This window comes from Streptomyces crystallinus, assembly GCF_039521265.1.
GTDB classification, from domain to species: domain Bacteria; phylum Actinomycetota; class Actinomycetes; order Streptomycetales; family Streptomycetaceae; genus Streptomyces; species Streptomyces crystallinus.
Genome location: NZ_BAAACA010000006.1, coordinates 479,540 through 495,558 on the forward strand (window position 1 = coordinate 479,540; position 16,019 = coordinate 495,558).

A 16,019-nucleotide genomic window follows, 5' to 3' on the forward strand; every position below is an offset into this window, starting at 1 on the left:
CCTGTCGGGAGCCGGGCGCCCCCGCCGCACGGCCGTGCCCGGGACACCTTCGTGGTCTCCCGCCCGGTTCCGTCCCGGCGATCCGCTGGGACAATGGCGCGCACCAACGGGGTCACCCTGACGGGGGGCGCGCGTGATGCGGTACTGGCGGCGCGGGATCTGGGTGGGAGCGGTGCTGGCCACCGGCGCGGTCGTCGCCGTGGCGGTGCGGGAGCGCAGCCTCAGCGGTGCCGGTTCGCTGGTCACCGTGCTCGGATTCGTGTTCTCCCTGGTGGGACTGGTCGCCAACACACTGAGGCCGCAGGAAGGCGAACGCTCACCGGCCGAGCATCTGGAGCACGCCGCCGACGCGTTGGCCGAGGCCGTGCGGCTGCACTGGCAGACGGAGTGGCGGCTGCGCAGACTCCAGGACCCGAGACCCTTGCCGGTGCGCTGGACCGCCGCGGACCCCTGGCTGGCGGACGAGCCGGAGAACATCGCCGGGGACGCGCGGTGGGACGGCGCGCGGACCGCGCGGTGCGACGGTGTGCCGGACGCCCGGTTCGACGGCGTACTGGACGACATCGCCCGGGTGTTCGCCCAGGTACCCTCACGGCGGCTCGTCGTGCTCGGCGCTCCCGGCAGCGGCAAGACCGTCCTCGCCGTCCGCTTCGCCCTCGACCTCCTGGAGCACCGGGACGCGGGCGACCCGGTGCCGGTGATCTTCCCGCTCGCCGGCTGGCAGCCCGACCGCACGGAGCTGCACGCCTGGCTGGCGGAGCGGCTGGCGCAGGGGTATCCGGCGCTGGGAGCCATCCAGCGGTCGGGGGTCCCGCTGGCGGCGGAGCTTCTGGCGGCCGGGCGGGTGCTGCCGGTGCTCGACGGCCTCGACGAACTCGCCGCGCCGCTGCGCGCCGAGGCCCTGCGGCGGCTCAACTCCGGTCTGGACGAGGGCAGTCCGCTGCTGCTGACCTGCCGCAGCCGGGTGTACGCCCAAGTCGTCGCCGACGGGGACGTGTTCACCGCGGCGGCCGTCGTCGAGCTCCAGCCGCTCGCCTTCGAGGAGGCCGCCGACTTCCTGCGGCGCACCGCCCGGCCCGTGCGCGGCCCCTCGGGGGAGCGCGCCACCGCCTGGGACCCGGTGCTGGCGCGGACCCGGCCCGGCGACCCGGTGCGCCAGGTGCTCGCCTCGCCCCTGATGGTGGCGATGGCCCGGGCCGTCTACGGAGAGTCCGGCAACGACCCCGGCGAGCTGCTGCGGCGCCCGGAGTTCGCCGACCCGACGGCGCTGGAGGAGTATCTGCTCGACGCCTTCGTGCCCGCCTCCTTCGCCGGGTCCACCCGCTGGGACACCGCCCGCGCCCTGCGCTGGCTGCGCTTCCTCGCCCGCCGTCTGGAACACCGCGACACCCGCGACCTCGCCTGGTGGGAGCTGCACACCGCGCTGCCCCGGCCGCTGCCGGGCCTCGGCCCGCTCCTGCTGCTCGGCCTGCTCGCGGAGGCCGTCTGTCTGCCGCTGTGGGCGCTCGGCCAGGACCCCGCGCTGCCCGCGGTGACCGCCGCCACGGTGGCCGGGGCCTGCGCCGGTTACGCCGCGCGCGGCGGCCCGCGACGGCGCTTCCTGCTGCCGCTGCTGTACGCGCTGCCGCTCAGCCTCGCCGTCGGGCTCACCCGCCCGCTCAGCCAGGACCCCTACCACGCCGTGCCGTTCGCCGGGATGCCGCGCGTGCTCGGCTGGCTGGCGGTGGGCGGGCTGTACGGACTGGTGATCGCCACCGGGCTCGCGGCCATCGGCCTGCCGACGTCACCGCTGCCGTCGACGATGCCGTTCTTCGGCCGCCGTCGGCGCGGAGCGTGCGGCCGCTGGTCGCGCCGGGCGGGCGCCGGGCTGCTCGCGGCCGCCGGAGCGGTGCTCGTCGGCGCCGGGTTCCTGCCGGACTCACCGCTGCTCACCGTGCTCGGGGCGGTGGTCGCGGGCGCCCTGACCGCGTATCTCGTACGCGGCGAGCCGGCCGTGGTGGCCAGGAGCGAGCGGCGCGACCCCGTCGGCAGGGCGCGCCGCCTGGGCCGGGCGATGGCCCACGGCCTCGCCGTCGGGCTGCTCGCGGGGCTGTCCCTCGGGGCGGTCTTCACCCTGGCCGAGGGCGGCGCGGCGGCGGCGCGGGCCGCACTGCGCGAGGACTTCCCCGTCAGCGGGCCGGTGCGGCACGCGCCGGACGGCTCACGTCACGTGGACGCGCCGGACGGCACCCGCTACGGCCTGCGCGCCCACGGCCGCCCCTACCTCGTGCTGCCGCAGCCCGTGCACGGCACGCTGGTCGAGCGGGGCGGCACCACGCGTTTCGCCCTGCCCGCCGACGTACGCGACCTGGCCCTGTGCGCCGCACCGGCCCGCTGCACCGCCGTCGACCAGCGGCTTTCGATCTCCGCGCACGACTACCGGCCCGACGGGGAGGTCTTCACCGTCCGGCTCGCCGACGGCCGCGACCTCGGCGCGTACGACCTGTCACCGCTCCTCGACCGCCCCCAGGAGGAATGGCTGACCCGGCAGAGCCCGGGCGCCCTGCTGCGCACCGCCGTCGCCTTCGGCCTCGCGGGCGGCCTCGGGCTCGGCCTGGTCGCCGGCATCGCGGCGGGGCTGCACCGCTGGCTGGGGGCGCCGGTCGACGTCACCCGCGGCCTCAGCCCCTCGGCGAGCATCGCGACCGACCGGGGTACCGCACTCGCCCGCGCGCTGTTCACCTATCTGGCCGCCGTCCTCGCGGGCAGCGCCCTGCCGCTCCTGCTGGGGCTGCCGGACGCGGCGCGCATCGGCGCGTACGCGCTGGTCCCCACCGGTGCGGTCACCGTGGCGATGTCGGCGTGGGGGCGGCTCGCGGTGGCTCGGCTGTGGCTGTGCGCGTGCGGCGCCCTGCCCTGGCGGCTGATGGCGTTCCTGGGCGAGGCGCACCGGCTGGGCGTGCTGCGGCAGGCGGGCGCGGTCTACCAGTTCCGGCACGCCCGGCTCCAGGAACGCCTCGCTTCTCCTCCGGTTTGTGCTACTCGTCCCAGGCCTGCACCACCGTGTGTTCGACGATCTTCCCTTCCTTGAGCGACATCATCGAGCTGGCCAGCACCCGTACGCCGTCGGGGTACTCGCAGGACTCCGTGTAGGCGACGCTGTCGCCCTGGACCACGCACTGCTCCAGCTTGTGCGTCATGTCCCGGCCGTAGACGTCGTCGAGCATCTTGGAGATCTCGCCCTGGCCGTGCATCACCATCGGGTGGCTCGGCTGGGTGTTGCGGTCGACGACGCGCAGCTCCGCGTCGTCCGCGTAGAGCGACAGCAGGGTCTTGGCGTCGTGGCTCTCGATGCCGCGGCGCAGCGACTCCGTGTCGAAGGCGGTGCCCATGGTGACCTCCTCCAGAAGGTCGCGGCCCGCGCCAGGTGGACCGCGAGGGGCCTACGCTTCGAGCGTCCTCCGCCGGGGCACGCGGGGCAAACGGTACGAACGGAACTGGTGTCGCGCCGCCCGGAAGCGGCCCCCACGGGAGATCGTTGCCCGAGGGCACGGCGGCGAGCGGCGGAGGCGGTATGAAGAGCGACGGCACCCCGGAGCTCGTCCTGGTGACCGGCGCGACCGGTTACATCGGCGGGCGGCTGGTGCCCGAACTCCTGGACGCCGGGTACCGGGTGCGCTGTCTGGCCCGTACGCCGGGCAAACTCCGCGACCACCCGTGGGCCGGGCGCGTGCAGAGCGTGCGCGGCGACGTCACGGACGCGGAGTCGGTGGGGGAGGCGCTGCGGGGCGTGGACGTGGCGTACTACCTGGTGCACTCGCTGGGCAGCGGGCGCGGCTTCGAGCAGACCGACCGCTCGGCCGCCCGGATCTTCGCCGAGCGGGCCGCGGCGGCCGGGGTCCGCCGGATCGTCTACCTCGGCGGTCTCACCCCCGCGGGCGTGCCGGAGCGGGACCTCTCGCCGCATCTGCGCTCCCGCGCCGAGGTGGGCGCGATCCTGCTGGGCTCGGAGGTTCCGACGACCGTGCTGCGGGCCGCCGTCATCATCGGCTCCGGGTCGGCCTCCTTCGAGATCCTGCGCCATCTGACCGAACGGCTTCCGGTGATGCTCACCCCGAGCTGGCTGGGCAACCGCGTCCAGCCGATCGCCGTACGGGACGTCCTGCGCTATCTCGTCGGCAGCGCCGAGATGCCCGCCGACGTCAACCGGACCTTCGACATCGGCGGCCCCGAGGTCTTCAGCTACGAGCAGATGATGCGCCGGTACGCGGAGGTCGCCGGGCTGCCCCACCGGCTGATCGTGCGCGTGCCGATGCTGCCGCCCCGGCTCTCCAGCGAGTGGATCGGCCTGGTCACCCCGGTCCCCAGCGGGCTGGCCCGGCCGCTCGCGGAGTCACTGCGCCACGAGGTGGTCTGCCACGAGCACGACATCGCGCGGTATGTGCCGGACCCGCCCGGCACCCCCATCGGCTTCGACGAGGCGATCGAGCTCGCCCTGCGGCGGATCAAGGAGGCCAACGTGGTCACCCGCTGGTCCTCGGCCGCGCTCCCCGGCGTCCCCAGCGACCCGCTGCCCACCGACCCCGACTGGGCGGGCGGCAGCCTCTACACCGACCGCCGCGAACGTGTGGTGGACGTGTCGCCCGAGGCGCTGTGGCAGGTCATCGAGGGCATCGGCGGCGAGAACGGCTGGTACTCCTTCCCGCTCGCCTGGGCCGTGCGCGGCTGGCTGGACCGGCTGACCGGCGGTGTGGGGCTGCGCCGGGGCCGCCGCGACGCGACCCGGCTGCGGGTCGGGGACTCGCTGGACTTCTGGCGGGTGGAGGAGATCACCCGGCCGCATCTGCTGCGGCTGCGGGCCGAGATGCGGCTGCCGGGGCTCGCCTGGCTGGAGATGTACGCGGAGCGCGAGCCCGACGGCCGCACCCGCTACCGCCAGCGCGCCCTGTTCCATCCGCACGGGCTGCTCGGGCACGCGTACTGGTGGAGCGTCTCGCCCTTCCACGCCGTGGTGTTCGGAGGAATGGCGCGGAACATCACACGGGCGGCCGCGCGGGCGGAGGAACGGGCGGGCTGAGGAGCCACCGTGCCCCCGCGCCCGGCCGACCGGTCTCAGACGTTCCGCTCCTCGACCCCGGGCAGATGGACGACGAGCAGGGCGAACGCGGCCAGCATGAAGTCGCGCGTCGCCGCGTCCAGGCCGTTCCACGACTTGGACTGCCACATCGCGAACCACTCGCCCCCGATGGCGATGAACCCGGCGCCGAACAGCAGCAGCACCATCAGCAGCCCCGCCGTGCTCAGCCGCCGCGCCCGCGCGAAGCCGCCACCGCCCCGCAGCGCCCGCGCCCAGACCACCCCCGCCGCGACGAGCACCAGCGCGGCGGCCGTCTCCCAGATGATGACCAGGACGTACGCGGTGTCCTGGAGCGCCGTCGAGTCGACGGCCCGCCACATCAGGTCCGGATCCTTGAAGGTGGTGTCCATGGCCAGCACATGGTGGACGAAGGCGCGGTTGGTGCCGAAGTCGGTGATGTTCCCGAACGCCACCAGCGCCATGTAGAGCGCGACGGTCGCGGTGAGCAGGGCGGCGGCGAGGGGCAGCACGGGCAGGGCGCCCGCGCGCCGACGGAACGAGGACGGGGACCGCAGGCGTGGATTCATGCCGGACTCTCCCCAGCGGGGCGGCCGGGGAAACGCGGTGCCGGGGATCAGGCGGCGGGTGCCTCCGCGACACCGGCAGCGTGGACCCGCCGGGCGCCGAGGGGCTCACGCAGGACGTGTGCCCCTCGGACCGCCGTCGGCGGACTGCGGACGGAAGCGGACCGTCAGAGCTGGCCGGACTCGGCGATGGTGATCTTCGCCTTGGTCTTGCCGCTGTCGGAGCCGAGGCTCTCGATCTTCTTGACGAGCTTCATGCTGTCCTCGTCCGCGACCTCGCCGAAGACGACGTGCTTGCCGTCCAGCCAGCCGGTGACGATGGTGGTGATGAAGAACTGCGAGCCGTTGCTGTTCGGACCGGCGTTGGCCATGGACAGCAGGCCCGGCTTGTCGTGCTTCAGCTTGAAGTTCTCGTCGGCGAACTTCTCGCCGTAGATGCTCTTGCCGCCGGTGCCGTTGCCCCGGGTGAAGTCGCCGCCCTGGAGCATGAACGCGGGGATCACCCGGTGGAAGGAGGAGCCGGCGTAGCCGAAGCCCTTCTCGCCCGTGGCGAGCGCGCGGAAGTTCTCCGCCGTCTTGGGAACCACGTCGTCGAACAGGTTGAAGTTGATCCGCCCGGCGGGCTCGTCGTTGATGGTGATGTCGAAGTAGACCTTGGTCGTCATGCCCCCATCCTGACATCCCGTCCGGCATACGTGCTCTTCGGGCACCCCTTACGGGGCCGGGCGGCGGCCGCCCGCGTCAGCCGTCCGGGTTGGCCTCCAGGCAGGTGAGCTCCATCTCGTCGAGGTACGCCTCGTGCGTCTTGCCGGTCAGATGGGCGTTCGACTCGATCCCGACGGCTGTCCATCCGGCCATGCTCATGACGAGCACCCGCAGCCCGTCGGGTCCGTGCTTGGCCAGCACCTCGTCGGCCGCCCGCAGTGCCTCCTCGGGCACCCGCTCGGCGGGTTCGAGCCCGACCACCGTCCTCAGCAGGTCGATCGTGGTACGGGAGATCTCCGGCGCGAGGGCCCGCAGCCGCCGTTCTTCATCCTTGTCCACACGAGCCTCCTTGGATGCACGGGGCAACGATAGGGGAATACCCTCGGGCGGGACGGTCCAGCCAACTCACTGAGAGGGTGGTTGGATTGGCCTCTTGTCGGCGTGCGGACCGTGGATGGCTGCTCGCGCAGTTCCCCGCGCCCCTGGGTACTTAGGGGTGCGGCCGGCCACCATGGTCCGCCGGCGAGCCCCCCCGCCGCTAGCGGCTCAACTCGTCCCGGACCTCCGCAATCTGAGGCCCGGAATCCTTCGCGGGGATGCTCCACCGGTCGGAGGACTCCGTCCCGTCCGTGTAGACCAGCTTCCCACCGGCCGCCTGCGCCCGCGTGAGGTCGAACACCTTGGCCCGCACCTCGTGGGCCCCGGGCTCGATGGCCCCCGAATGCCGGTACTTGCCCAGGGCGACCCGGGCCGCGTGCCCCGAGCCCTCCGCGACCAGCGTGCCGTCCGGCGCGGCCCAGTGCCAGCCGCCGCCCTTGGCGAGCACGGTCTCGGCGGCCGGGTTGGCGCTGAGCGACTTCTCGTCCATGGCCACCACGGCGAACGTGCCGTACTGCGAGCTCTGCCCGCCGGCGTCCTGGAGGTACACGACGGTGGTCGGGGTGATCTCCAGAATGCCCACGGTGCCCGCCCCGACCGTCCGCGACGACTCACCCAGGGCCTGGGCGACCGCACCCGGCGAGGGGTCGGTGCCGGAGCCGCCACCAGGTCCCTCGGCGGACGGCCGGGTGCCGGGCGTCCCAGTGGTGGACGCCTGGCCGGTCGGCGACTTGGAGCCGGAGTCGTTCTGGCAGGCCGTCAGAGCCAGGCAGGCGACGGCGGTGGCGGTGGCGACGGCGAGCAGGGACTTGCGCATGATTCCCCCCGGAGGTCTGGTACGCACGGTGACCGTACCGCCACACACCGGACGTACGAGGCCCGGTCACCGAACCGGGACGAAGAGGGACCGAACCGGTGAAGAAGTCGCGGCGGCCGCACGCGCGCGTCGAGCACTGCCGCCGCCCCTCGGCGAGGGCGCTCAGAACGCGGCGATCGTCCCGGGTGCCCGTTCCGCACGGCTGAGTGCCCGCAGCACCGCCGGCTGGCCGTGACGGCGTACGGCCAGCCGGGAGAGCAGGCCGACGACCGTGTCCACCGCGCCCGGCGCGAACCGCGGAGTGGGGATGCCGACGCTGACCGCCAGGTCGTCGCCGTGCACCGCGATCTCCATCATCCTGGTGGTCAGGAAGTCGTCGAGCAGCAGTGACCACGGGCCCCAGAGGGGGATGCGGACCGGCCGGTTCTCCACCGAGGCCAGAGCGGTCGCCAGTTCGGCCACGGCCGCCGCCACCCGGTCCGCCAGCGCCCCGGCTCCGAGGGCGCCCTCGCTCTCGCCGCCCTTGCGGATCCGTACGTTGATCTCGTCGTCGGGGCCCGCGTCGATCCACTCCACCCGCTCGTAGTGCCCGAGCAGCGGGACCACGGGCTCGGACGGTACGGGTTCGGCCAGCGCGGGCGGGATCGACAGGACCTGGTAGGCGAGATGGCCCGCCAGGCCGCTCACGCTGAACCCGGCCAGCGCGCTCGGCGCGGGCCACGCGGCGCCGACCGCCGGGTCGCGCAGCAGGTCGGGGACCGAGCCCGCCAGGGCGAGGAAGTCGTGCCGCGGGGACGTCATCCCCGTACGATCCCGCCCCCCGCCCTCACCAGGCAAGCGGCAGGGTCTCCGGACCGCGGTTGATCGAGCCCCGGCGCCAGCACACCTGTTCGGGAGCGATCGCCAGCCGCAGGTCCGGAGCCCTGCGCAGCAGCGTGGACAGGATCACCTCCGACTGCATCCGGGTCAGCGCGGCGCCCAGGCAGTAGTGCGCGCCGTGCCCGAAGGCGAGGTTGGGGGACTCGTCGCGGGTCAGACGGAAGCGGTCCGGATCGGTGTAGACCTCCGGGTCGCGATTGGCGGCCAGATACGAGACGTAGACGGCCTCCCCGGCGCGGATGAGCACATCGCCCACCGGTACGTCCTCGGTGGCGATCCGGGGCAGCCCCACGCCGTTGCGCTGCGGGATGAACCGCAGCAACTCCTCGATGGCGGTGGGCAGCAGCTCCGGCTCGGCCCTCAGCAGTGCCAGCTGCTCGGGGTGGGTGAGCAGCGTGTACACCATCGTGGAGCACTGCTGGCGGACCTGGTCGAGGGCGTTGAGGACGATCATCACGGCCAGTGAGATCAGCTCCGGACGGCTGAGCGCGCCCTCGGCCTGCGCCTGGGACAGCTCGCTGAACAGGTCGTCGCCCGGGTGCTCCAGCCGGTGGTCGGCGAGCGCCCTGAAGTACCCGGCGATCTCGGCCTTGACCGCGTTGCTCTCCTCCAGGGAGTGGTCGCTGGAGAGGATGACGCCCCGCCAGGCCTGGAGCCTGCCGAGGTCGCTCTCGGGCACCCCGAGCAGCTTCCCGATCACCTGCTCCGGCATCGGGCCGGTCACGTACTCGGTAAGGTCGGCGGGCGCCCCCTGCGCCAGCATCTGCCCGACCAGCCGCTCGGCGATCGCCTCCGCCTCCACCTTGAGGGCCGCGACCCGCTTGCGGTTGAAGGTCTGGGCCAGCAGGCGCCGCAGCCGGGTGTGGTCGGGCGGGTCGGTGCGGCCGATGCCTCCGGCGGGGGCCACCACATGCGGCGTCATGCTGGTCACCGGCCGGTCGACGGTCAGCGCCCGGCTGAACCGCGGGTCCGAGGTGACCTCCTTGACGTCCTGGTAGCGCGTCACCAGCCAGGCGTTGCCGTCCCCGAACCGCATCCGTACCAGCGCCACCGGCTCCTCGCGCAGCAGCCGGTGCAGCAGCGGGTCGAACTCCAGCGCCTCCAGGTGCTCCACCGGCCAGAAGTGCTCGGTGGCCTCCCCGGAGGTGCGGCGGCTCAGCTCGTCGGTGCGTACGTCCTCGCTCATGACGTCACCCGCGCGTCCGCCGTCGAGGCCTGTACGGGAGGTGAATGCCGCAGCGGAGTGAGCTGCTCGATGTCGTACCGGACCCGCAGCTCCTGTACGGCCGCCGGGTCGATCTCCCCGCCGCCGGCGAGCAGTTCGAGCAGCTCCTCGAAGTACCGCTCGTGGTCCGGGGGAGGGGCGGCCTGGAACAGCATCCGGGCCGGGCGCCCCGTGGGGTTGGCGAAGGCGTGCGGGCAGCCGGGCGGCACCAGGATCATCGTGCCCGCCGTCGCCCGGATGTGGCGCTGACCGGACGGCGACTCCCACTCCCGCCAGTCGTCGAGGGTGCGGACCCTCGGCTCGAAGGCCATCACGTCCAGCTCGCCCTCCAGCAGATAGAACAGCTCCTCGCTGCGGCTGTGGGCGTGGGCGCCGACGTCGAAGCCGGGCGGCACCACCACCTCGAAGGTGGAGGCGACGGTCGAGTGCGCGCCGGTGACCTTGAAGGTCACCTGCTGGGCGGCGGTCCTGACGGTCCGGCCGCCGCCGGGCGGGATCACCAGACCGTCGGCCGGGCGGGTGCGGGGGGCGAGGTCGTCCACGGCTCTCTCCTTTCCGTACGGGTCCAGGCGTCCCGTCACCACTGCACCGGCAGTTCCCGGGGCCCGCGGATCAGCGCCCCGCGCTCCCACACCAGCTCCTCCTCCGGCACGGCGAGCCGCAGGTCGGGGAAGCGGTCCCAGAGCGAGCGCAGCAGGATCTCGGACTCCATCCGGGCCAGCGTGGCGCCGGGGCAGTAGTGCGGGCCGTGCCCGAAGGCGACGTGCGGGTTGTGGGTCCGGTCGAAGTCCAGCTGCTCCGGGTCGGCGAAGACGTGCGGGTCGCGGTTGGCCGTGAGGTACGAGACGTAGACGGGGTCGCCCTCGGGGATCAGCACCCCGCCCACCTCGACGTCCTCCAGAGCGATCCTGGAGAGGCCGACCGCGTTGCGGTGCGGGATGTAGCGCAGCAGCTCCTCCACCGCCTGCGGGAGCAGCTCCGGTTCGGCGCGCAGCCGGGCCAGGTGGCCGGGGCGGGTCAGCAGCGCGTACACCATGTTCGCGCTGTTGTTGCGCACCGCGTGCGCGCCGCCGATCTGGATGAGCACGGCGAGGCCGACGGCCTCGTCCCGGTCGAGCACCTCGTTCTCCAGGGCGCCCGCCAGCACCCCCGCCAGATCCTCCTGGGGCTCGGCCCTGCGCCGCTCGATGAGATCGCGGAAGTAGGCGGACATCTCCGCCTTCGCCTGCTCGCTGGCCTCGCGGCCGTGGGCGGCGGAGATGATGGTGTCGGACCAGTGCGCCATTTTCGACTGGTCCTCGTCCGGCACCCCCATCAGCGCGCACACCATGGCGAGCGGGAAGGGCCGGTTGAGATGGGCCACCAGGTCGAGCGGCCCGCCCTTGCCCTCCATCCGGTCGAGGAGGCGGTCGACCACCTGCTGGGCGTGCTCGTGCAGGCGGCGCATCGAGCGGGCGGTGAAGGCGCTGGCGACCACGCGCCGCATCCGGGTGTGGTCCGGCGGGTCCGCGAACCCGACGGCCCCGTCCATCGGGATGAAGTGCGGGGCCAGCCTGGTGACCTGGCGCCCCATCACGGCCTGACGGCTGAAGCGGGGGTCCACGGAGACGAAGCGCACGTCGTCGTAGCGGGTCGCCAGCCAGGCGTGGCCCTCGCCGTTGGGCAGCCGCACCCGGGCGACCGGCTCCTCGTGCAGCAGCCGGGCGAGCAGCGGGTCGAAGGCGAGGCCGGGCAGGTCCGGCGGCGCCCAGAAGTGGATCTGCGGTTCGGCCATGGCGTTCTGCTCTCCTGTCTCGGTGGTGCGGGTGGCTCCGTGGTACGGGTGTCTCGGTGGTACGGGTGTCTCGGTGGTACGGGGTCAGACCGCCAGCTCCGGCACGGCGGTCCTCTTCGGTGCTCTTGCCGTCCTGGGCGCGGCGGGGGCGGACCAGCGCCCCAGCGCCACCTCGGCGGTGATGCCCGGCCCGAACCCGGCGATCAGGCCCTTGGCCCGGTGCTCCGCGCCGCCCTCGTCGAACAGCCGCCCGAGCGCGTCCAGAACGACGGCGCTGGCGATGTTCCCGTACTCGGTGAGCGTGGCGCGGCTGAAGCGGAACGCCTCCGGGGGTACGCCGAGGAACTTGCAGAGGTCGTCCAGGATGCGGGGCCCGCCCGCGTGGACGATGTAGAAGTCCAGGTCGGAGGCGTTCCAGCCGTGTCGGTCGGCGAGGGTGACCAGGACCGGCGCCAGGTCTTCCATCGTGCCCGGGACCCGCTTGTCGAGCAGGAAGTGGAATCCGGTCTCGCGGACCGCGTAGGCGATCCAGTCCTCGGTCCGCGGTACCAGGTACGAGCCGTTGCGCTCCAACTGGACGCCGGTGCCGCCGGAGCCCCGGACGACCGCCGCGGCCACGGCGTCGCCGAACAGCCCGTTGGACAACAGGGTGCCGACGCCCAGGTCGGTCGGCTGGTAGCTGAGCGAGCAGAACTCGCAGGCCACGATGAGGGCGTTGGCGCCGGGGTAGGCGGTGCAGAAGTCGTGCGCACGGTTGATGGCGCTGCCGCCCGCCGCGCAGCCGAGCTGGGCGATCGGGATCTGGCGGGTCTCTGGCCGAAAACCCATGGTGTTGATCAACCAGGCCGTCAGGGAGGGCATCATGAAGCCCGTGCACGAGACATAGACGATCAGATCGATGTCACGCGGCGACAGCTCCGCGGTGTCCAGCGCCTGCCGCACCACCTGCGGCACCCGCGCCTTGGCCTCCGCCTCGTACCGCTTGTTGCGCACCTCGAAGCCCGGGTGGCGCAGGGTGTCCTCAAGAGGCTGGACGATGTGCCGTTTGGCGACTCCGGTGTTCTCGATCAGGCGTAGCGCGAGTGCGAGCTGGGGATGGTCGGCGTGAACGGTGCGCACCAGGTCGAGAGTCTGCTCAGAGGTGATCACGTGCTCGGGCACGGCGACGGCAGGTCGGCACAAGACAGCCATGGGCGGAACATCCTGAGGAGTAGACGGCGCCCAATCTCATGACGGGGGTCGGGCGGGCTGCCGGACAGCCGTGTTGGATCATTCCAGGCCCAAGGGAGAAGAACCGTCAGATCTATCTGAAAGTACACAAAAGTGTCATACGGGTGGCGGGTATGACGCCGGACTGCCGCGGGCGGGGGCGGCTCCGGGGCGTACGAAGGGGAGTGGACGTATGTCGTCGGCCTTACTGGACGGCCGGGTGGCCTTGGTCACGGGCGCGAGCCGAGGGATCGGCGCCGCAATCGCCCGCGCGCTCGGCGCGCACGGGGCGGCCGTGGCCGTGAACTACCTGCGCAACGCGCAGGCGGCGGCCGGTGTGGTGGCCGACATCGAGAAGTCCGGCGGCCGCGCGGTGGCGGTGCCGGGGGACGTGAGCGACCTGGAGCGGGTGCGGGCGGTGGTGGCGGCGACCACGGCCGCGCTGGGCGCGCCGGACGTCCTGGTCTGCAACGTGATGGTCGGTACGGAGGCCGTCGCGGCCAGGGCGGGGGCGGCCGGCAGCTTCATCGACACCCCTCGGGGCATCGCCTCGGTACGGGACGCGGTCGCCTCCCAGCTCGACGCGACGCTCGCCTGCTGCCACGCGGTGGTGCCCGCGATGCGTCGTCGGGGCGGCGGTTCGATCGTCCTGATCGGCGCCTCCGCCACACACAACCCCTACCCCGTCCCCGTGGAGATCACGGCGGCCAAGAGTGCCCAGGACGCGGTCGGCCGGGCCCTGGCCCGGGAGCTGGCCCCCGACAACATCCGCGTGAACACGGTCGCCCCCGGCTTCGTCCCCACGGACGCGAACGCGGGCCCGGCCCAGCCGGCCCTGATCGCCCACGTCGCCGCCGACACCCCTCTGCCCGACCCGATCACGGCCCAGGACGTGGCCGACGCGGTCGTGACCCTGGCGAGCGACTTGTCGAGAAAGGTCACGGGAACGTTCCTGCCACTGGACGGCGGCCGGACGCTGTTGTGAGGCGGGGGCCGGGAGACCGGCTACGAGGAGCCGCCCCCGCTCGTGTCGCGTACCGCCTCCAGGTACTGCGCCACCGCGTCCCTGTTGCGGGTCAGGCAGTTGATGCGGGCCGTCATGCGATCGCGGTGGAGTTCCAGAGCTGCGATCATCTCCGGGGTCGCTTCGGCGAGTTGGCCGGATCGGGGGTGGTCCAGGCAGGGGAGCAGCTCTTTGATGATCCTGGTGGGCAGGCCGGCGTCGAGCAGGCCTCTGATCTGCAGGACGCGGGCCGCGTAGAGCTCGTCGTACTCGCGATAGCCGTTCGGCAGGCGCTCGGCGGCGATCAGGCCCTGTTCCTCGTAGTAGCGCAGCAGCCGGCGTGGTGTGCCGGTGCGCTCCGACAGCTCCCCGATCCGCATCCCGTCACCCCAGATCCATGGGCCGCCGTCCCGCCGGGACCCTCACATCGATGTCACTGTTGCAGCATACGCGCACGTCAGGCGGCATCCCCGGGCCCGGACGGTGGCCCGTACGGCGAGGCAGGGGTGGAACCGGGCCCCGACCGGCGTAGGTTCAGGGGCGCTTGGCCGCAGCCGCGCGCCGGTCCAGGACGGCGAGCGCCCGCTGTGCCCAGCGGATGTTCTCCTCCTCGAACGCGAGGCCGCGCATCAGGGTCAGATACGGGCCGACGCGTTCGGCGCGGGCCAGGTGCTCGTCCTCGGTACGCCCGTCGAGCAGCCGGTCCCGCAGCCGTTCGTAGCGGGCCAGCTTGGCCCGGGACCACTCCAGCCGCTCCGCCACCGACCTCCGTACAGCCTCGGCGTCACCGGAATCCACGGCCTGCACCTTCACCAGCAGCTCGTCGCGGATCGCGCTGGGGCGCGGCGGCTCGGCGGTGAAGGAGCGCAGAGCCGCGAGGCCCGCGTCGGTGAGGGAGAACAGGCGCTTGTTGGGCCTGCGCTCCTGATGCACCAGCCGCGCCTCGACCAGGCCCTCGGACTCCATCCGCTCCAGCTCCCGGTAGAGCTGCTGAGGGGTGGCCATCCAGAAGTTGGCGACGGACGCGTCGAATCCCTTGGCCAGGTCGTACCCGGACGCCTCGCCCTCGAGGAGTGCGACGAGAACGGCGTTGCGCAGTGCCATCGCGCCAAGTTATCACTTTCTCCATTAGGCAATTAGGTGAGTAATCGCCGGGTCTTCCACGGCGCGCGGTGACGCCGACGGACGCCCTCGCCGGTGACGACGCCCTCACCCGTGACTACGTCGCCGGTTCCACCGCCGCGCGCGTGTTGATCGTGAACGTGGCGCCGTCCGGGTCGCGGATCGTCGCCCACGGGCCGGTGCCGGCCGTGCCCTGGGCGATGACCATGCCGCCGTGGGCGCGCGCGGCAGCCGTCTTGGCGGGGACGTCCGTGGTGACGAAGTGGACCTCCCAGTGCGGCCGGATGGTGGGGTCCGGTGCCGCCTCCAGGGCGCCCGAGCTGAGACGTGCCACGATGTGGCCGCCGTGCCGCAGGACTACCTCCTCGGCCTCGTAGCGCACATCGCAGCAGCCGGGCCGCTCGGCGGCCCAGTCGAGCACCTCGCCGTAGAAGATCGCCGCTTCGAAGGCGTTACGGGTACGCAGCCGCAGCCAGGCGGGCTCGCGGTCGCGCCACGACTCCCAGTCGTTGACGAGCTTGCCCTGCCAGATGCCGAAGACCGCGCCGTCCCGGTCGGCGGCGAGCGCGCCGCGACCGGTCTGGAAGGCGACCGGGCCCACGGCGACCGTGGCGCTGCGCTCGCGGATGCGCGCGGCGGTGGCGTCGGCGTCCTCGACCGCGAAGTACGGCGTCCAGGCGACCGCCACCTGGAGCGCGGGTGCCAGGGCTCCTATCCCGGCGACCGGCTCACCGTCGTCGAGCGCCACCCGGAACTGCTCGCCGAGCCGCCCGGTGCGGAACGTCCAGCCGAAGACGGCCCCGTAGAACTGGAGCGCGGGCTCCAGTTCGCGCGCCATGAGGCTCACCCAGCACGGTGCCCCGAGCACCGCCGCACTCGACGAGGCCTTGGAATCGCGGACCGTGGTTGTCCTGTCCATCGCTGCTGCCGATCGCTAGCGCCTGGCGGCTTCCTGCGTCACCATTTTCCCGCAAATCGGGCACGCCGCACCCAGCCGCTTTCATGAGTGTTTCGTCACGCAGTGTAGTGGAACCACTGCGCATGGTGCTTCTCACCGTATCGGAGCCGATGCCCCGCCCGCGTCGGCGGGAGTGCCGGCCGTGCCGGAGCGGTTCCGGCCGTGCGGGCGGACCCGGCGTCCAGCCCTCGTTCCCGTCCTGACGCGTTCCGGGCCCACCGAAGCGGGTACCCCGTTTTCGGCCATTTCGTCGCAGGCGGCACCCGAATCACCTTCCGTCCTTCCCCGGGCCGCCGCAACCGCTCCCCG

The 16,019-nt window shown here is 72.9% G+C and carries 16 protein-coding genes; 3 read left to right on the plus strand and 13 right to left on the minus strand.

What is annotated here, in order from left to right; all coding sequences use genetic code 11:
* Positions 1-136: 136 nt before the first annotated feature.
* Positions 137-3,070, plus strand: coding sequence for an NACHT domain-containing protein (locus ABD236_RS06075; protein ID WP_344071238.1), 2,934 nt, complete (start codon positions 137-139; stop codon positions 3,068-3,070).
* Here ABD236_RS06075 and ABD236_RS06080 read toward each other — a convergent pair.
* Positions 3,018-3,371 carry a nuclear transport factor 2 family protein gene (locus ABD236_RS06080; protein ID WP_344070919.1) on the minus strand — a complete coding sequence of 118 codons (354 nt, stop codon included), beginning with the start codon at positions 3,369-3,371 and terminating at the stop codon, positions 3,018-3,020. The genes ABD236_RS06075 and ABD236_RS06080 overlap by 53 nt on opposite strands.
* Before the next feature lie 182 nt (positions 3,372-3,553).
* Here ABD236_RS06080 and ABD236_RS06085 point away from each other — a divergent pair, with 182 nt between their 5' ends.
* Entirely contained in the window at positions 3,554-5,056 is a 1,503-nt protein-coding gene (locus tag ABD236_RS06085) for an SDR family oxidoreductase (RefSeq protein ID WP_344070921.1), read from the plus strand.
* Positions 5,057-5,091: 35 nt separating this feature from the next.
* Here ABD236_RS06085 and ABD236_RS06090 read toward each other — a convergent pair whose 3' ends face one another.
* From ABD236_RS06090 to ABD236_RS06130, 9 genes are all read right to left on the minus strand, one after another.
* Positions 5,092-5,643, minus strand: a complete 552-nt coding sequence (locus ABD236_RS06090; RefSeq protein WP_344070923.1) for a DUF2165 domain-containing protein — start codon at positions 5,641-5,643, stop codon at positions 5,092-5,094.
* 164 nt (positions 5,644-5,807) lie between these two features.
* Positions 5,808-6,305, minus strand: a complete 498-nt coding sequence (locus ABD236_RS06095) for a peptidylprolyl isomerase (RefSeq protein ID WP_344070925.1) — start codon at positions 6,303-6,305, stop codon at positions 5,808-5,810.
* A gap of 76 nt (positions 6,306-6,381) precedes the next feature.
* Positions 6,382-6,684, minus strand: a complete 303-nt coding sequence (locus ABD236_RS06100) for a hypothetical protein (RefSeq protein ID WP_344070927.1) — start codon at positions 6,682-6,684, stop codon at positions 6,382-6,384.
* Positions 6,685-6,883: 199 nt separating this feature from the next.
* Positions 6,884-7,540, minus strand: coding sequence for a hypothetical protein (locus tag ABD236_RS06105; protein WP_344070929.1), 657 nt, complete (start codon positions 7,538-7,540; stop codon positions 6,884-6,886).
* Positions 7,541-7,702: 162 nt separating this feature from the next.
* Positions 7,703-8,341 carry a maleylpyruvate isomerase N-terminal domain-containing protein gene (locus ABD236_RS06110; RefSeq protein WP_344070931.1) on the minus strand — a complete coding sequence of 213 codons (639 nt, stop codon included), beginning with the start codon at positions 8,339-8,341 and terminating at the stop codon, positions 7,703-7,705.
* A gap of 25 nt (positions 8,342-8,366) precedes the next feature.
* Positions 8,367-9,605, minus strand: a complete 1,239-nt coding sequence (locus ABD236_RS06115) for a cytochrome P450 (RefSeq protein WP_344070933.1) — start codon at positions 9,603-9,605, stop codon at positions 8,367-8,369.
* Positions 9,602-10,186 (minus strand): cupin domain-containing protein, encoded by a 585-nt coding sequence (locus ABD236_RS06120; RefSeq protein WP_344070935.1) that lies wholly within the window; start codon positions 10,184-10,186, stop codon positions 9,602-9,604. The genes ABD236_RS06115 and ABD236_RS06120 overlap by 4 nt, the downstream gene beginning before the upstream one ends.
* 35 nt (positions 10,187-10,221) lie before the next feature.
* Entirely contained in the window at positions 10,222-11,418 is a 1,197-nt protein-coding gene (locus ABD236_RS06125) for a cytochrome P450 (RefSeq protein WP_344070937.1), read from the minus strand.
* 84 nt (positions 11,419-11,502) lie between these two features.
* Positions 11,503-12,609, minus strand: coding sequence for a type III polyketide synthase (locus ABD236_RS06130; protein ID WP_344070939.1), 1,107 nt, complete (start codon positions 12,607-12,609; stop codon positions 11,503-11,505).
* A gap of 211 nt (positions 12,610-12,820) precedes the next feature.
* Here ABD236_RS06130 and ABD236_RS06135 point away from each other — a divergent pair, with 211 nt between their 5' ends.
* Positions 12,821-13,612: an SDR family NAD(P)-dependent oxidoreductase gene (locus ABD236_RS06135; protein ID WP_344070941.1), complete on the plus strand. Its 792-nt coding sequence runs from the start codon at positions 12,821-12,823 to the stop codon at positions 13,610-13,612.
* Between the two features lie 20 nt (positions 13,613-13,632).
* On the opposite strand, the gene ABD236_RS06140 is transcribed toward ABD236_RS06135, so the two are convergent.
* The 3 genes from ABD236_RS06140 to ABD236_RS06150 all read right to left on the minus strand — a co-directional run bounded on the left by ABD236_RS06140 (position 13,633) and on the right by ABD236_RS06150 (position 15,590).
* Positions 13,633-14,010, minus strand: a complete 378-nt coding sequence (locus ABD236_RS06140) for a MerR family transcriptional regulator (RefSeq protein WP_344070943.1) — start codon at positions 14,008-14,010, stop codon at positions 13,633-13,635.
* A gap of 154 nt (positions 14,011-14,164) precedes the next feature.
* Entirely contained in the window at positions 14,165-14,734 is a 570-nt protein-coding gene (locus ABD236_RS06145) for a PadR family transcriptional regulator (RefSeq protein ID WP_344070944.1), read from the minus strand.
* A 115-nt stretch (positions 14,735-14,849) separates the two neighbouring features.
* Positions 14,850-15,590 carry a VOC family protein gene (locus ABD236_RS06150; protein ID WP_344070946.1) on the minus strand — a complete coding sequence of 247 codons (741 nt, stop codon included), beginning with the start codon at positions 15,588-15,590 and terminating at the stop codon, positions 14,850-14,852.
* Positions 15,591-16,019: the final 429 nt, after the last annotated feature.